Raw genomic sequence first — 16642 nt, forward strand, 5'->3', positions numbered from 1 at the left:
CCCGGGTGATCATGGGCGCAACAACTCGGGGGAGGGCCGGTGGAGACTCCGGACATGTTCATCCGCGCGGCCGACTGGGCACATGCGCGGGATTTCGGCTGCCCGGTCGGCCTGGCGCTGCGCCGCGTGCTGCTCGAGCTGACGGGCCCGCCGCGCGTCGGTGCCTGCACCCTCGACGGACCCGTGCCGCTCCCGCCGTGGCCGGTCCGTGAGGTGTCGGTCGCGTGGCCGGTGCTCACCCCGGGGGTCGACGTCGTGCTCCTCGTCCACCCCGGCCCGCTCACCGCGGCCCTGCGCTCGCGCATCGCCGCCGGCCCGCAGGCCGTCCTCGTTCTCCCGGCGCTGCCCGCTGAGCTCCCCGACCTGCCGCTCATCGACGCCCGCCTCCGCCTCCTCGGCGGCGAACTCCGCGCCCTCGCCTCCCGGCACCCGCACGTCGCCGGGGAGCTGCGCGCCATCGCGGGGCCGCCCGTCGCCGTGGCCGTCCGTCCGCGGGTGGCCGTCATCAGCCCGGCCTCGGTCACCGTCGACCTGCCGGGCTGGGAGGTGGTGGACGGGGATCCGCACGTCGACGTCGTGCTCGCGGTCGCCCCGGACGCGGGCTGGCGGGCCGCCGACCACGCCACCCTGCGCGACGCCGCCCGCCGTGCCGGACGCCTGGTGTCGACCGCATCCCTGCCGTCCGACGTCCCCGGCACCGTCGTCCGCCCCGGACAGACGCTTGTCGACGCCCTCCATCTCGCCCTCCGCCGCCCCGTCGCCGTCCCCGCGGCCCGCCCCGGGACGTGGCTGCGTGCCGCCGACCGGCTGGAGCGCCGTCGCGCCATCATCCCGGGGCGGCCACCGGTGTTCTGGGACGTCGCCGCCCAGGCCCTCGCTCTCGGCGGGGTCGCCGGGCTGGCCGCCGGCCAGACCACCCCGGCGGTGGGCGTCGTGGCGGCGGTGACGGTGGGCGGGATGCGGTGGTGGACGGGGCGTCGAGAAGCGGAGCGGGCGTGGCTCCGCGAGGAGAACGCCCGCCTGCGGGCCCGTCCCCACGCCCCCGCCACATGGCTACGCAGACAGGTTTCGGAGGAGATGTGATGCTGCACGGACTGGACGGCCTCGACGGAATCGGGGACCTGCGACTCGACCTCGGTGATGACCAGTTCCACCTGGAGGGCGGACCCGGTGAATCCGTCACCCTCGCCGACGCCGGGGGAACCACCGTCTACGCCGACCTCGACGGCGACGGTGTCGTCGACCACATCTCCTCCCTGCACGCCGACGGCGGCTTCGACGTCTTCACCGCCGATCCCCACCGTGCAGCCTGGGGGCTGGCCGTCCCTGACCCCGTTAGAACGCCTGCCGAGGAACCCCTGTCGTGGGGTTTGAACCCCGAAACCACCCCCGAAAAGGTGACGGATGGGCCCGGGAAAACCCTGGAAAAGGCCGGGTGGCACCGGATCGAACACGGCTAAACCGGCCGGTTATGACATGTGACACTTCTCGCTTAGCCGGTGAGTCCGCCGCAACCGCGTTTTAATGGATAACCTGTAAAGAGGAAACTCTGCCGAGTGACGCAAACGTCAGGAGAACATATGACCACCGAGATCAAGGGCCTCGTCGGCCCGGCCCCGACCGATAACGAGAAGCTCCTCTCCTGGATCGCAGAGGCAGTGGAGCTGTTCCAGCCGGAGAAGGTTGTCTTCGCCGACGGCTCCCAGGAGGAGTGGGGCCGCCTCACCGCGGAACTGGTTGAGGCAGGCACCCTCATCAAGCTGAACGAGGAGAAGCGCCCCAACAGCTTCCTCGCCCGCTCCAACCCGGACGATGTCGCCCGCGTCGAGTCCCGCACCTTCATCTGCTCCGAGAAGGAGGAGGACGCCGGCCCGACCAACAACTGGGCGGACCCGGCCGAGATGAAGAAGGAGATGACCGAGGTCTACCGCGGCGCCATGAAGGGCCGCACCATGTACGTCGTCCCGTTCTGCATGGGCCCCATCACCGACGAGGACCCCAAGCTGGGCGTCCAGCTCACCGACTCCGCCTACGTCGTCCTCTCCATGCGCATCATGACCCGCATGGGCTCCGAGGCCCTCGACAAGATCGGCACCGACGGTGACTTCGTCCACGCCCTCCACTCCGTCGGCGCTCCGCTGGAGCCGGGCGAGGAGGACGTGCCGTGGCCGTGCAACGACACCAAGTACATCACCCAGTTCCCGGAGACCAAGGAGATCTGGTCCTACGGCTCCGGTTACGGCGGCAACGCCATCCTGGCCAAGAAGTGCTACGCCCTGCGTATCGCCTCCGTCATGGCCAAGGAAGAGGGCTGGATGGCCGAGCACATGCTCATCCTCAAGCTCAACTCCCCGGAGGGCAAGAGCTACCACATCGCCGCCGCCTTCCCGTCCGCCTGCGGTAAGACCAACCTCGCCATGATCACCCCGACCATCGAGGGCTGGACCGCCGAGGTCGTCGGCGACGACATCGCCTGGCTCAAGCTGCGCGAGGACGGCCTCTACGCCGTCAACCCGGAGAACGGCTTCTTCGGTGTCGCCCCGGGCACCAACTACGCCTCCAACCCGATCGCCATGGAGACCATGGAGCCGGGCAACACCCTGTTCACCAACGTCGCACTCACCGACGACGGCGACATCTGGTGGGAGGGCATGGACGGCGAGAAGCCGGAGCACCTCATCGACTGGCTGGGCAACGACTGGACCCCGGAGTCCGGCACCAACGCCGCACACCCGAACTCCCGCTACTGCGTGGCCATCGAGCAGTGCCCGGTCGCCGCACCGGAGTTCAACGACCCGAAGGGTGTCAAGATCGACGCCATCCTCTTCGGTGGCCGTCGTGCCGACACCGTCCCGCTGGTCACCCAGTCCTACGACTGGGAGCACGGCACCTTCATCGGTGCGACCCTGGCCTCCGGCCAGACCGCCGCATCCGCTGAGGCGAAGGTCGGTTCCCTGCGCCACGACCCGATGGCCATGCTGCCGTTCATGGGTTACAACGCCGGTGACTACCTGCAGCACTGGATCGACATGGGCAAGAAGGGCGGCGACCGTATGCCGGCCATCTTCCTGGTCAACTGGTTCCGCCGTGGCGAGGACGGCCGCTTCCTGTGGCCGGGCTTCGGTGACAACTCCCGCGTCCTGAAGTGGATCATCGACCGCATCGAGGGCAAGGTTGACGCCGAGGAGACCGTCGTGGGCCGCACCGCCCGCGCCGAGGATCTCGACCTGACCGGCCTGGACACCCCGATCGAGGACGTCAAGGAGGCCCTGACTGCGCCGGCCGCAGACTGGGAGCGCGACGTCGCCGACAACGAGGAGTACCTCGCATTCCTCGGCCCGCGTGTCCCGAACGAGGTCCATGAGCAGCTGGGCAAGCTCAAGGAGCGCATCGAGGCGAACAAGAACTAGTTCGCTTCCCGTCAGAACTTCCACCCCCCAGGTTGACTCCGGTCCCTGGGGGGTGGACTGATTCTCAGGCGTCACGGGTGCTTGCGCAGCACGACCACCAGGTTCGACACGAGGAACTCCCGCAGCAGCGGCACCCGCACCATCCACCACGCCCACGACGGGTGGTAGCGGGGGAAGGCGAGCAGCAGGTCGGCGCCCTCGACCGAGGAGGCCCAGCGCAGACCCTCCGCGCAGGAGACGTCGAAGAGTGACTCGCCCCAGACGTTCTTCGGAGGGTGCCCGTGACGCCGCTCGTAGCGACGCCGCGCGAACTCCCCGCCGACGTAGTGCTCCCACAGGCCGGTCTCGTGCCCGCCGAAGGGGCCGAGCCACACGGTGTAGCTGAGCACCATGAGCCCACCGGGGCGGGTGACGCGCAGCATCTCCTCTGCCATGCGCCACGGGTCGGGGACGTGCTCGGCGACGTTGGAGGAGTAGACCACGTCGAACTGGTCGGAGCGGAAGGGCAGCGACCGGCCGTCGCCACGCACGGAGCCGGGGACGCTGATGCCGGCGGCCGCCATCTCGCCCACGTCGGGTTCGACGGGGACGTACCAGGCGCCGCGCTCCGCGAAGGCGGCGGCGAAGTAGCCGGGTCCGCCGCCGACGTCAAGAACAGAGAGGCCGGAGAGGCCGGAGAGACCGGAGGCGCCGGCGGGGGAGGTGCCGTGGACGTCGAGAAGCAGGGTGTCGAGGAGCTCGGCGGTGTCCTCGGCGAGGGGGCGGTAGAACAGTTCCGGGCGGGTCTGTTCGTGGCGGATGGCGCGGAGGAGGGACCAGGAGCGGGGGAGCGTCGAGAAGCGGCGGGTGCGGGGGAACACACCTGTAGGCTAGTCGGGACCATGAAGATTCTGCTGTTGTGCTGGCGCGATTCGACCCACCCGCAGGGAGGGGGGTCGGAGCGCTACCTGGAGCGTGTCGGTGAGTACCTGGCGCGGCAGGGCCATGAGGTGGTGTACCGCACGGCCGGGCACACGGATGCGCCGCGCCGCAGCTACCGCGACGGGGTGCGGTACTCGCGCAGCGGCGGGAAGTTCAGCGTGTACCCGCGGGCGTGGTACGGGATCCTGCTGGGGCGGGCGGGGTTCGGCACGCTGGGGGACATCGACGTCGTGGTGGACACGCAGAACGGCATCCCCTTCTTCGCGCGGCTGGTGGCCGGCCGGCCGACGGTGCTGCTCACCCACCACTGCCACCGTGAGCAGTGGCCGGTGGCGGGGCGGATCCTGGCCCGGGTGGGGTGGTTCCTGGAGTCGCAGGTCGCGCCGCGCGTGTACCGGGGTGCGCCCTACGTGACGGTCTCGCAGAACTCACGCGATGAACTCGTGGGGCTGGGGGTGGAGGCGGGGGACATCACGATCATCGGCAACGGCGTCGACCTGATCCCCGCGAACGTCCCGCAGTTGCGCAGCGCGGAGGGCACGACCTACCTGGTGACGCTCAGCCGCCTGGTGCCGCACAAGCAGCTGGAGCACGCCATCGACGTCATCGCGGCCCTGCGGGACCGGGAGCTGGTGCTCGACGTCATCGGTTCCGGCTGGTGGGCCGATGAACTGCATGAACACGCCCGGCGGCGCGGGGTGGCGGACCGTGTCGTCTTCCACGGTCAGGTCACCGAGGACTACAAGCACGCCCTGCTGGCACGCGCCACCGTCCACCTCATGCCCTCGCGCAAGGAGGGGTGGGGGCTGGCCGTCATGGAGGCGGCGCAGCATGAGGTGCCCACGGTCGGGTACCGCGCGGCGGGTGGTCTGCGGGACTCCATCGTCGACGGCGTGACCGGCCTGCTGGCGGACACCCCGGCGGAGCTGACGGTGCTCACGACGCGCCTGCTCGACGACGCCGCCCTCACCCGGCGTCTCGGCCGCGCCGCCCGGGAGCGCGCGGCGGGTTTCTCCTGGGAGCTCACGGGCGCGCGTTTCGAGGAGCTGCTGCGCGGCCTCGTCGGAGACGCAGGACGGCCACCAGCAGGGGAACAGCCGACCACACCGCCAGCAGGCTGAGCCCGAGGACCCGGGAGCGCGGCTCCACGCCGGGGATCTCGGTGACCTGTCCGTCGTCGAGGACCAGGCCGACTCCCAGTTCCGCGAGCCGCCCGAGGTCCTGCGACCCCCAGGCGTCCATCGCGGCGCTCCACCGTGGGGCGGGCGGGTCGACGAGGACCCCGTCGACGGTGAGGGCCCCGGACTCCACCGTCGGCAACGCCTTGGTGAGGGGCTCCACGATGACCGTGCCGTCGGGGCGGAGGGTGAGGGGGGTGGCGTCGGCGAGCAGGACGTCGCGTCCGGCCGCGCGTTCCACGAGGGACTCATCGACGGTGATCTCCTGCGGCGTCAGCGGGGCGAGCGCCCGTGGGGCGTCGGGGACCTGCAGCAGGGCGAGGGCGAGGATGACACCCGCCCAGCGGTTGACCGACGCCGCCGCGGCCACCCATGCCGGCACCGCCAGGAGCGTCAGTTTGCTGGCGTCGCGCAGCAGACCGGCGCCGGGCACGGTGGTCAGCGCGGTGGTCCACAGGTCGGGGAGCAGGACGGGCAGGAGCGCACCGCCGAGTCCCAGGCCGGCGAGCACGAGCAGCGGCCCCGGGACGTGCCGCACGCGGGTGAGCAGCAGCGCGGACAGGACGACCCCGACCAGGGCGAAGCCCAGCGTGCGGGACAACGGGACGGCGTCGGCGTTCCAGATGCCGCCCAGTCCCAGCACCGAGATCACCGTGCCGGCCTGCCCGCCGGGCCAGCCCTCGGAGCGCGGGGCGAAGGCGGCGACGGAGGCCGCACCGGTTGCCCCGCCGGACAGCAGCAGACCCGGCAGGAGCCACGGCAGGCAGCAGAGGAGACCGATGAGCGCGGTGGGCAGCCGCCGTCCGCGGGCGGTGGCCAGCGCCGTGAGCAGGGCGAACAGTCCGCCGGTGGGGGTGAGGGAGGCGGCCCACAGCGCGCCCCACTGCAGGTGCGTGCGGCCGGTGAGACCGGCGGCGGCGATGAGCGGCAGCAGCCACGCGGCGATGACGAGCGACCAGTGCCCCTGCAGCAGCCGCTCCACGACCGCGGGATTCCACAGGGTGAGGGTGAGCGCGGCGAGGGTCGCCACGGGACCGGCCCGGCGCGTGCGGGCCAGCAGCACCGCGCCCCAGGCACCGGCGACCGCGCCCCCGAGGATCATCAGCCGCGCGACCCACGAGGCCGGCAGCCAGATCCCCGCCACGGCGAGGACCCCGTCCTGCGGGGCGTTACGGGCCGGGAGGTCCCCCGTGCCCAGCGCCCCGGCGGACAGGGCGGGGGAGTCGAGCACCAGCATGTCGCGCAGCGCCAGCTGCCCGGGCAGGGCCAGCGGCCACAGCAGCGCGACGATCAGCAGTCCCGCCCACAGGGGGGACCACCGGATCCGGTTCACGGGCGGTCCCGGCGCTCACGCAGCAGCAGCACGACGCCGACCAGGGCCACCACCAGGGCGAGGGCCTTGGTGAGCACGGCGAAGACCTGCAGGACACGCAGCTGCACGACGCTGCCCTGCGCGCGGTCGTGCACGCGGGCGAGGGTGTCGTCGTCCCAGGCGAGGGTGGTGTGGTAGATCGTGTGCCCCGGGGAGAGGTCGAAGGCGCGGGCCTCCGCCTCCGCGGTGTCCGGGGCGAAGTAGAGGTGCGGTTCGACGTGGACGTCGACGATGGTGCCGGACTGCGGTTCCACCCACACGGTGCGGCGCACCGCGTACCAGGGGGTGCCGAGGCCCTCCCCGGCGATCTTCTCGAGGGCGCCCTGCTCCTCCTCCCGCAGCTCGAGATCGGGGGAGGTGGCCTCGTTCAGGTCGAGGGCGGTCACGGTGTGGTGGAACTCGTAGGTGTCCAGGCCGTTGTGTTCGGTCTCCCCGACGAAGTCGAGCCACAGGGGGCGGCGGACGCTCGTGTCGTACCAGGCGTAGGACTGGCGGGAGGTGGGCATGGGGAAGAAGTACTGGAGCCCCTCACGCACGAAGTCCTCGGATGTGACGCCGCTGCCCCGCTCCGGCAGGGAGAGAACCAGGTGGCTGACCGGGTCGGACACGGGGTAGCTGGAGCGGCGGTCGAGGCGGAGGGAATCGTGGATCTCGGCGCCGATCCTGCCGTCTATGGCCACCTGCGTGAGCACGTCGACGTTGACCTCGCTCTTCTTGGGCGCCCTGCTGGTGGTCAGGGTGAGCGTCTGCTGCGCGTCGCGGATGACCATGAAGCAGGAGGTGGGCAGCTCGGCGGGGTCGACACCGCGGCATTCGGGGCGGTCCTGGTTCTCCAGGGGCGGTGTGCCGTCGGCGAAGGGGGCGCCGTGCACCATGGTGGGGGCGGGGCGGGTACGGAGCACCTCTGACATGCCGATGTCGATCGGCCGCATCTGTCCGATGACGAACGGCGGGACCGCCCCGGCGACGAGGAACAGCAGCAGCCCGAGCAGCAGCAGCCGGATCGGGGTTCGTCGCAGAAAGGTCTCGGGCATGTGCCCACCCTCTTCGTTTATGATCACCGGCAGACGCCCCTGGACGGGAGGTCCGGTGGTGGAGGACAAAATGGGAGGTGAACCGGTGTCCGGCTCGCCTGTTCCCCGTACATATTACAAACCACGGCATCTTTCCGGGCTGGAAGGGCTGCGCGCGGTGGCGGCCCTCGGTGTGATCCTCACCCACGTCGCCTTCCAGACGGGGGTTGATCCGCGCTCGCCGTGGGGGTCGGTGCTCGCGCGTTTCGACTTCTTCGTCCCCGTGTTCTTCGCGTTATCGGCGTTTCTGCTGTGGCGTGGTCATCACTCCGACAGGAGCTTCCCGACGATCACCCGCTACCTGCTCAACCGTGCCGGACGCATCCTCCCGGCCTATCTGGGCTGCGTGGTGGCGGTGATTCTGCTGCTGCCGGAGGCGTCCACGATGTCGGGGGAGCAGGTCGTGGCGAACCTCACGCTCACCCAGGTCTATGTGGCGGACGGTCTGGCCCCGGGGCTGACGCACCTGTGGTCCCTGAGCGTCGAGGTGGGTTTCTACCTGGCTCTGCCGCTGCTGGCGGTGACGGTGGGCCGGCTGCCCCGGCGCGGCCGCATCGGGGTGGTCCTGGGTCTGGCGGTCCTGTCCCTGGGCTGGGCCTTCCTGCCCTGGGTGACGGCGGGTCCGGATGCGGCGGCGGGGATCCCCAACCGGCAGATCTGGCCGCCGGCGTATGCGGCGTGGTTCGCGGTGGGACTGCTCGCCGCGGAGGTGGAGGGCCGGGTCCCCGCCTGGTTCCGGCGGGCACTCGGTGCGCGGTGGGTCTGGTGGTGGCTGGCCCTGGCCACCGCGTGGGTGGCGGGGCAGGAGTGGTTCGGCCCGGTCGGGCTGACGCACCCGGAGCCGGGGGAGTTCGCCCGTCGGGTGCTGGCTGGCACGGTCTTCGCCTGCGCGGTGGTCGTGCCGGAGGCCCTCGACCCGGGCGCGCGGGGTGGGCGTTGGCTGGTCACGCCGCTCATGCAGGCGTTGGGTCGCTGGTCCTACTCGATCTTCCTGTGGCATGTCGCGATGCTCTCGCTGGCTTTCCCGCTGCTGGGGCTCGAGTGGTTCTCCGGCGGGTTCTGGCCGGTCCTGCTGGTCACGCTGGGGCTGACGCTGCCGGTCGCGGCGGCGAGCTACGTGTTCCTGGAGGAGCCCGGCAGGAGGCTGGTCAGGGCGGCGACGAGCAGGAGGGCCAGGACGGTGGAGTCACCGGCGTAGTCGGCCACCGGCCACGGTCCGCGCGCGAGCCACGCCCCGGTCACACCGACGAGGCTGAACGCGAGCAGCCCCGTGGGGATGAGGGTGACGCGGCGGACCACCAGGGTGGCGGCGGCCGCGAGGAGGCCGGGCCAGCCCGCGACGAGGAGCGCGGTGGCGGCCCCCAGGACCACGAGGCTTGCCGACGCCCCCTCGTCCCCCGGCCCGCCCTCCCGGCGGCGGGTGAACGCCAGGACGGCGAGGGCCGCGAGCACGGTGAACGCGGCGAGGGCCCCGCCGCCGAGGAGCAGCCCCCGGTAGAGACCGTCGGCGGCGAACCCGAGGGTGACGGTGCCGGCCGCGCCCGCGGGGACGAGGAAGGCCTGCGTGGCGGCGTCGACGGTGCGCGGTTCCAGCGGCACCCCGTCGAGAGTGGCCTCCAGGCCCGGGTTCGCGGCGCGGCCGGTGATGAGGAGGCGGTCGGTGGGGGCGGCGGCGAGGAGCGGTCCCGTGGGTTCCCAGGCGGGGGAGGGGTCGAAGCCCTCCTCGGTGAGGGTGACCCAGGCGGCGTCGGTACGCAGTGTGTGGGGGCCGGGGGCGAGTTCGAGGAGGTCGCCGGGGGCGTGTTCGGTGTCGTCGAGGGTGACGGGGCCGGGGGCGTCGAGAAGCAGCGTCAGCGGGCGGGGCGCGGTGAAGGCGCGGATGAGCGGGCCGGCGTCGAGGGTGAGCCGCTGGAAGAGGAACTGCCGCACGTCGGGGGAGGTGTCCGGCACCGTGACGATCCTCTCGACCGGGTGCCCGGCGACCGCGACCTCCGCGAGGCCGACCCGCTCCGTCAGAGTGACGCGCAGGCGCTCGTGCGTGCCCGGCAGGGTGACCGTGACGGGGTCCGCGCCGAGCTCGACCTCCGTGCCGTTGACGTCGACGACCGTCTCCCCGGTGGCGGTGAGCGTGACCTCGGGGTCCTGCATCACCCGGTCCGGCGTGAGCTCCAGCCACTGCCCCTCGCCGGGGCCCGGGGTGGGCCACCAGGCGGTGCCGGGATGCTTGTCGACGACCGCCGTCACCGACCGCTCCGGGTCCGCGCCCCCGAAGCTGGTGGCGTCGGAGGCCGCGGAACTGGCCGTGACCCGGCCGCCGTGCTCCACCACGCGGGTTCGCGGACCGGCGGAGGGGTAGTCGGGGACGGCGTTGCGCACGTCCGCGCCCTCGGCGAGGTGGGCCAGGGGCGCGGAGACCGCGCCGTCGAGCGTGCCGTAGTTGCGCACCGCCAGCGCCGGGGTGTCGGTGACGATCTCCGCGTCCCCGTCCACCAGCACCCGCGGGCCGGGGCCGTGGAGCATGTCGAGCACCGCGAGCACCTCGCCGCCGCCGGCCACCCGGACCGGCTCCTGGTCCGTGACGGTCCAGTCGGCGTGGGGGTCGAGGATGAGCACCTCGACCTCGCCGAAGCGGTGCAGCGTGGCCCCGGTGGCCTCGGCGAGGGGGCGCAGGTGCAGCCCCTCGGTCCCCTCGAGGTCCTTCCGGTTGAGCAGGGCACCGATGCCGAGGCGCCGCAGGGCGTCCGCCCCGGCGACCGGGTCATGGTGGAGCACGGCCATGACGCCGTCGAGGCCGCGGACCGCCTCCGGGGGGACGAGGGGGACGGCGTCGCGGACGGCCCAGGGGACGTCGAGAAGCGGTTGTGCGGGTTCATCGCGGGTCCAGCCCCAGGTCTGCCGCGCGAAGGACGTCTCCGGCACGAGGAGCGTGCGCGTGCCGGCGGCCTCGCGGTTGAGCAGGTTCGCGGCCTCCTGCCAGTAGCCGGGCACGTGCTCCCAGGTGCCGCGCGGCAGGAGGCGGCCCGACCAGGCGGGGGCCAGGGCCGTGACCCCCACGACGAGGACCAGGGCGGCCGCCGCTTCCCGACGCCCCGGGTGCAGCGTCCGCGGCACCGGCAGCCGCGTGCCCAGCCCCGCCAGGCCGATGAGCAGCGGCATGCGCACCAGGGGGTCGAACTTGTGGAGGTTGCGGAAGGGGGCGAGGGGGCCGTCGAGAAGCGTGAGCCACTGGGGGCCCAGCGGGCCGTGCGCGGCGCCCAGGACGGTGACGCCCACCAGCAGCATGCCGACCCACAGGCCGCGGTGCGGGGTGGTGCGCAGGGTGAGCCCCCACAGGCCCAGCGCCGCGACGGCCGCCGTGGCCAGCACGAAGGTCGGGGAGCTGACCAGCAGGAAACCTGCCTCCCGCTCGGTGTCGACGAACGGCGCCCAGCTCGTCGTGCCCCGCAGGATCTCGATGAGGTTGAGCCAGCGGGTGGTGACGAAACCCGACTCGATGAAGTCGGTGAACGGCGGCGCGTACCGGCCGAGGATGAACAGCGGACCGAGCCACCACAGGCTGACGGCGGCGCATCCAGCCAGCCAGCCGAGGGCGGTGGGCAACGCGTGGGTGTCACGCCGCAGCAGCCGCCACAGGAGCACCAGACCCGCGGGCAGACAGGCGGCCAGCGTGGCGGTGGCGTTGACCGCCCCCATGAGCGCGACCGGGAGGACGGCGGCGGCGACCGCCCGCCACCCCAGCGGGCCGAGGAGGGGCAGCACCACCCACGGCGCGAGCATGACCGGCCACGTCTCCGAGGAGATCGCGGTGAGCGTGGTCAGCGTGCGCGGGGAGAGCGCGAAGAGGAACGCCGCCAGCACCTGGAAGGGCGGCGTACCCGTGCCCGTGCGGCGCAGGAGCAGCAGGAACCCCGAGTACCCCACCCCCAGGACCAGCCACCACCACAGACGCTGCGCCACCCAGTCCGGCAACGGGTCCGTGAGCAGGAAGAACGCGCCGTGCGGGAAGAGATAGCCGTAGGCCTGGTTCTGCAGCTGCCCGAGCGTGAACGTGTCCGTCCACGCGTGCGTGGCCTGGGCGAGGAAACCGGCGGGATCAGCCGTGAGATCGTGCTTGGTGTCGGCGGCGACCCTGCCGGGTGCCTGCAGGAGGCTGACCAGTCCGAGGACGACCCAGCCGAGAAGGTGCATGGGCGGCTAGCCGCGGGTGCCGTACTCCGGGCCGCCGAGCAGGGCCTCGTCGGCGGGCACGGCGTTGCCCTGCGGGACGGTGTCCTGCCCCGAGAAGGAGGCGACACCGATCACGGAGACCACGCCGAGGGCGACGCCGACGACCGCACTGGCGATCACCGAGCTCACCGAGCGACGGTCAACGGATCCGGAAGAGTAGGACATGGCTGCTCATCCTACTCCTCGGACTCCGGCGGAACAACGAGGACGGGAATCCCCGCGTGCTGCAGCACGCCCTCCGACGTGGAGGACTGCCACAGCGACTTCCACCCGCTCACCCCCCGCGAACCGGTGACGATGACATCCGGGCCGAGCTCCCCGGCCGCCTCGCAGATCGCCGACCACACCGTCGTCGACGCCTCCACCAGGTGCGCCCGCGCCTGCAGGCCCAGAGCCTGGGCCAGCGCCACACCCTCGTGGCACGTGTCGCGGGCCCGCAGGTAGGCGGGGTCCTCCTGCTCGGCGTCGGTCACCCACTCCGCCTGGTGGTGCCCGGACATGCCCACCGCGCGGGCCGCCGTGCGGTGCACCGGCTCCCACGCCGTGAGGATCTCCACCTCCCGGGCGGCCAGCAGACGCGCGGCGAAGGACAGGGCGCGCCGGGACTCGTGGGACCCGTCGAAGGCGATGAGCATGGTGGACGGCTGGGACATGGGGATCACGTTCCTGGTGTCTGGGGCGGGTGGTCCGGGATGTCAGTCTATCGACGTGTCCGGCACCCTGTTAGGGTGCGTCTCGTGAGGTCCCTCCGATATATGCATACGTCTGCCAGCCTGGTCGCCGGCCTCCTGGCCGTGGCGCTCGTCGGCTGCGCCGGGACGGCACCGGCCCCGGCGCCGGCACCCACGGCGACCACTGCGGCCACCGTGGCCACCGCAGAGTCCTCCCCGGCGACGAGCACGGGGACGAGCTCGGGGACGTCGACAAGCATCGCCCCCACCCCGGAGGACATCGCGCGTGAGCGCGTGCCGCAGGAGCAGCGGGCGAAGGCGGCGTCGCTGATGGTCGTCGGCGTGGACAACTACGACGACGCGCTGTGGAAGCTGCAGCAGGGCGTCGGCGGCATCTTCATCACCAGCTGGGCGAACCCGGAGCTGCTGACCACCCCGGGCCGCAACATCGTCGCGCTGCGCGAGGCCGTCGGGCGGCCGTTCTCCGTGTCCATCGACTACGAGGGCGGACGCGTCCAGCGGCACGAGCACGTCATCGGACCCCGGCTCTCCCCGCGGCAGATGGCCGCGCAGATGACCCCGGAGGAGGTGGAGAAGTACGCCACCGACCTGGGCAACGTCCTGCGCTGGCACGGCGTGACCGTCGACTTCGCGCCGGTCCTCGACGTCGACGCGCACGGCCTGGAGGTCGTCGGCGACCGGTCCTTCTCCACCGACCCGGTGCAGGCCGGCGAGTACGGGGCGGCGTTCGCGCGGGGCCTGGCCGCCGCCCACATCACCCCCGTGTTCAAGCACTTCCCCGGCCACGGCCAGGCCAGCGGGGACACCCACCACCAGCTGGCGGTCACCCCGCCGCTCGAGCACGTCATCGCCCATGACCTGCCGCCCTACGCGACGGCGCTGCCGCAGGTCGACGGGGCGGTCATGGTCGGGCACATGGTCGTCCCCGGACTCGGCGACGGCCACACCCCCTCCAGCCTCGACCCGGCGGTCTATGCGCTGCTGCGCAGCGGCGACTACCCGGGCGGGCGGCCCTTCCACGGGCTGACCTACACCGACGACCTCACCGGCATGCGCGCCATCACCGACAGCCACACCCTCCCGCAGGCCGTCGTCGCGGCGGTCCGGGCGGGCGCTGACCAGCCGCTCTTCTCCTCCGGCGGGGCTCTCGTCGCGGCGCTCGACGCGCTCGACGCGGCTGTCACGAGCGGGGAGGTCCCGGCGTCGCGTCTCGACGAGGCCGCCCACCGCGTGCAGCTGCAGCTCCTGTACACGGGCGCGTGAAAGACAGGTCCGTAGGCCGCAGAAAGTGGGCAAAGAAGCCGCAGGCCACTAATGTGTGACTTGTGAGTCAGTCAAACAGCCAGGACAAGGGCGGAAAGGGACTCAGGATCGCCCTCGGGGCGGTCGTGGGGATCTTCGCGCTCCTCGGAATCGTCTACGGCGTCGACTACGCCCTGACCAGGGGTGACGTGCCGCGCGGCACGACCGTCGGCGGTGTCGACATCGGCGGGATGAGTCCCGCCGAGGCTCAGGCTGCCCTGGAACGCGAACTCGGCGACACCGTCAACCGGCCCGTCAGCGTCGAGGCCGGCGACCGGGAGACCGAGTTCATCCCGGCCACCGCCGGACTGAGCATCGACTTCGCGGACACGGTCGCCCAGATCGGCACCGAACCGCTCAACCCCTTCCTCCGCCTGGAGGGACTCCTCGGCGACGGCCGGGAGGCCGACATCGTCTCCCTCGTCGACGACGCCGCCCTCGCCCCCGAGCTGGAGAGGCTGCAGGCGGACCTCACCGCCGAGCCCGCCGACGGCGTGGTCACGCTTGTCGACGGCCGCGTGGACGTCACCGACCCCGTCAACGGCCAGGAGATCGACCCCGCGCAGCTGCGGGAAAGCGTCACCACCGACTGGCTCGACCCCAGCGGCGTCGAGGTGGACGCCGACATCACCCCGCCCGCCATCGGCACGGACGACGTGAAGTCGGTCGTCGAGGGGGACGCCGCCGCCGCGGTGTCCGGCCCGCTCATCCTGCACGGACGTGACGACGTCGACGGCGTCATCGACCCCGCCCGCATGGGCGAGGTCATCACCTTCGTGCCCGAGGACGGCACCCTGCGCACCGAGCTCGACCTCGAGGCCGCGCAGGCCATCCTCAACGAGACCCTCGCCGACACCGAGGCGAAGAAGCAGAACGCGCAGATCAGCTTCTCCGGCGGCTCCCGCCAGATCACCCCCAGCGTCGACGGTGTGAAGCTCGACTGGGAGACGACGCTGGAGGGCGTCGAGAAGCGTCTCCTGTCCACCGACGCCACCGACCGTGAGTGGGACGCCGTCTACGAGGACGAACCCGCCACCTTCACCACCGAGATGGCCGAGGTGGCCACCTTCGACGAGGTCGTCGGCGAGTTCACCACCTCCGGCTACTCCGCGGCCTCCGGCATCAACATCGCGCAGGTGGCCACCGTGGTCAACGGCGCGATCGTCGCCCCCGGCGACACCTTCTCCCTCAACGGCTACACCGGACCCCGCGGCGCCGCCCAGGGCTACGTCGAGTCCGGCATCATCATCAACGGCCGCGCGGGCGAGGCCGTCGGCGGCGGCATCAGCCAGTTCGCCACCACCCTCTACAACGCCGCCTACTTCGCCGGCATGGAGGACGTCGCCCACACCCCGCACAGCTACTACATCTCCCGCTACCCCGCGGGCCGCGAGGCCACCGTCTTCGAGGGCGCCATCGACCTGCAGTTCCGCAACAACTCGCAGTACCCGGTGCGCATCGAGACCGCCGTCGGCGGCGGCGACGTCACCGTCCGCCTCACCGGCGTGAAGACCGTCACCGTCGAATCCGTCAACGGCGGCCGCTGGGCCCCGACGCAGCCCCGCGAACAGACCGTCTCCGGCAGCGACTGCATCCCCTCCGGCGGCATCCCCGGCTTCACCACCTCCGACACCCGCATCATCCGTGACCTGTCGGGCGCCGAGATCTCCCGCGAGACGCAGACCACCAGGTACGATCCGCAGCCGATCGTGCGGTGTGTCTAGGTGAGGGAGCGTGCCGACGACCAGGCCCTGGGACGCCCCCCTGCCGAGGAACCTCCCCGGGAGGGGCAGGGGATCCGGGACCTGACCGTCACCCACGAACTGCACCTCAACGGCCCCGAGTACGGGGCCGCCATGAACGAACGGACCAGCTCCTTCTCCAACGCCAACCCCGGCGAACACGGCACCGACTACCGCTACGACGGGCTGGAGTCCCTGGAGTTCCTCGCCTCCCGCGGCTGGCGACGCATCAAGGTGCCCATCCGCTGGGAGCGAATCCAGCCGACCATCAACGGCACCCTCGACCCCACCGAACTGGAACGGCTGCGCACCTTCGTGGAGCACTGCGCGTCCGCCGGACTGGACGTCAACCTCGACATCCACAACTACGGCCTCTACTACCGCGACATCAACGGCACCGGCCACCGCACCCCCCTCGGCCACTCGACCCTGCCCGTCAGCGCCTTCGCCGACCTGTGGCACCGTCTCGCCGTCGCCTTCCTCGACGCCTCCCACATGACGGTGTTCACGCTCATGGCCGAACCCCAGGACGGTGGGGGACTGAGCCCGAACGTCTGGCGCGAGGCCTCCCGGGCCGCCGTCACCGCCATCCGCGGGGTCGACCCCACCCTGGAGATCCACGTCGCCGGATGGCAGTGGTCCTCCCTGCGCCACTGGGACCGGTACAACCCGACCCCCTGGATCAGCGACCCCGGCATCCGCTACTGCGCACACCACTACTGGGA

Annotated in this window: 14 protein-coding genes; 8 read left to right on the forward strand and 6 right to left on the reverse strand. The window is 72.0% G+C overall.

Annotated features, from left to right (window positions below):
- Nucleotides 1–54 precede the first annotated feature (54 nt).
- From GXZ33_RS06985 to GXZ33_RS06995, 3 genes are all read left to right on the forward strand, one after another.
- Nucleotides 55–1083 (forward strand): hypothetical protein, encoded by a 1029-nt coding sequence (locus tag GXZ33_RS06985; protein WP_291340123.1) that lies wholly within the window; start codon nt 55–57, stop codon nt 1081–1083.
- Nucleotides 1083–1460: a hypothetical protein gene (locus GXZ33_RS06990; RefSeq protein WP_291340124.1), complete on the forward strand. Its 378-nt coding sequence runs from the start codon at nt 1083–1085 to the stop codon at nt 1458–1460. The genes GXZ33_RS06985 and GXZ33_RS06990 overlap by 1 nt, the downstream gene beginning before the upstream one ends.
- Nucleotides 1461–1580: 120 nt before the next feature.
- On the forward strand, nt 1581–3410 hold the full coding sequence (locus GXZ33_RS06995; RefSeq protein ID WP_291340125.1) for a phosphoenolpyruvate carboxykinase (GTP): 1830 nt from the start codon (nt 1581–1583) through the stop codon (nt 3408–3410).
- 71 nt (nt 3411–3481) lie between these two features.
- Here GXZ33_RS06995 and GXZ33_RS07000 read toward each other — a convergent pair whose 3' ends face one another.
- Nucleotides 3482–4270 carry a class I SAM-dependent methyltransferase gene (locus GXZ33_RS07000; RefSeq protein ID WP_291340126.1) on the reverse strand — a complete coding sequence of 263 codons (789 nt, stop codon included), beginning with the start codon at nt 4268–4270 and terminating at the stop codon, nt 3482–3484.
- 21 nt (nt 4271–4291) lie between these two features.
- Between GXZ33_RS07000 and GXZ33_RS07005 the strand changes: the two genes are divergently transcribed.
- Complete coding sequence (locus GXZ33_RS07005) at nt 4292–5452, forward strand: glycosyltransferase family 4 protein (protein WP_291340127.1); 1161 nt, start codon at nt 4292–4294, stop codon at nt 5450–5452.
- Here GXZ33_RS07005 and GXZ33_RS07010 read toward each other — a convergent pair.
- Both GXZ33_RS07010 and GXZ33_RS07015 read right to left on the reverse strand, forming a co-directional pair.
- Nucleotides 5355–6842, reverse strand: a complete 1488-nt coding sequence (locus GXZ33_RS07010) for a hypothetical protein (RefSeq protein WP_291340128.1) — start codon at nt 6840–6842, stop codon at nt 5355–5357. The two genes, GXZ33_RS07005 and GXZ33_RS07010, sit on opposite strands and share 98 nt — an antisense overlap.
- Nucleotides 6839–7915, reverse strand: coding sequence for a porin PorA family protein (locus GXZ33_RS07015; protein ID WP_291340129.1), 1077 nt, complete (start codon nt 7913–7915; stop codon nt 6839–6841). The genes GXZ33_RS07010 and GXZ33_RS07015 overlap by 4 nt, the downstream gene beginning before the upstream one ends.
- Before the next feature lie 157 nt (nt 7916–8072).
- Between GXZ33_RS07015 and GXZ33_RS07020 the strand changes: the two genes are divergently transcribed.
- Nucleotides 8073–9152 carry an acyltransferase gene (locus tag GXZ33_RS07020; protein WP_291340130.1) on the forward strand — a complete coding sequence of 360 codons (1080 nt, stop codon included), beginning with the start codon at nt 8073–8075 and terminating at the stop codon, nt 9150–9152.
- On the opposite strand, the gene GXZ33_RS07025 is transcribed toward GXZ33_RS07020, so the two are convergent.
- Genes GXZ33_RS07025 through GXZ33_RS07035 form a run of 3 tightly spaced genes read right to left on the reverse strand, consistent with a single transcriptional unit; the run spans nt 9068 to nt 12834 of the window.
- Entirely contained in the window at nt 9068–12142 is a 3075-nt protein-coding gene (locus GXZ33_RS07025; protein ID WP_291340131.1) for an alpha-(1->3)-arabinofuranosyltransferase family protein, read from the reverse strand. The genes GXZ33_RS07020 and GXZ33_RS07025 overlap by 85 nt on opposite strands.
- A gap of 6 nt (nt 12143–12148) precedes the next feature.
- Entirely contained in the window at nt 12149–12346 is a 198-nt protein-coding gene (locus GXZ33_RS07030; protein WP_040086921.1) for a DUF2613 domain-containing protein, read from the reverse strand.
- 11 nt (nt 12347–12357) lie between these two features.
- Nucleotides 12358–12834 (reverse strand): universal stress protein, encoded by a 477-nt coding sequence (locus GXZ33_RS07035; protein ID WP_291340132.1) that lies wholly within the window; start codon nt 12832–12834, stop codon nt 12358–12360.
- A gap of 102 nt (nt 12835–12936) precedes the next feature.
- On the opposite strand from GXZ33_RS07035, the gene GXZ33_RS07040 reads away from it, so the two are divergent.
- From GXZ33_RS07040 to GXZ33_RS07050, 3 genes are all read left to right on the forward strand, one after another.
- On the forward strand, nt 12937–14136 hold the full coding sequence (locus GXZ33_RS07040) for a glycoside hydrolase family 3 N-terminal domain-containing protein (RefSeq protein ID WP_291340133.1): 1200 nt from the start codon (nt 12937–12939) through the stop codon (nt 14134–14136).
- Nucleotides 14137–14198: 62 nt separating this feature from the next.
- Complete coding sequence (locus GXZ33_RS07045) at nt 14199–15899, forward strand: VanW family protein (RefSeq protein ID WP_291340134.1); 1701 nt, start codon at nt 14199–14201, stop codon at nt 15897–15899.
- A partial coding sequence (locus GXZ33_RS07050) for a cellulase family glycosylhydrolase (RefSeq protein ID WP_291340135.1) occupies nt 15900–16642 on the forward strand: 743 nt, incomplete at its 3' end.

This window comes from Corynebacterium sp., assembly GCF_012838985.1.
In the GTDB taxonomy this organism is placed as follows: domain Bacteria; phylum Actinomycetota; class Actinomycetes; order Mycobacteriales; family Mycobacteriaceae; genus Corynebacterium.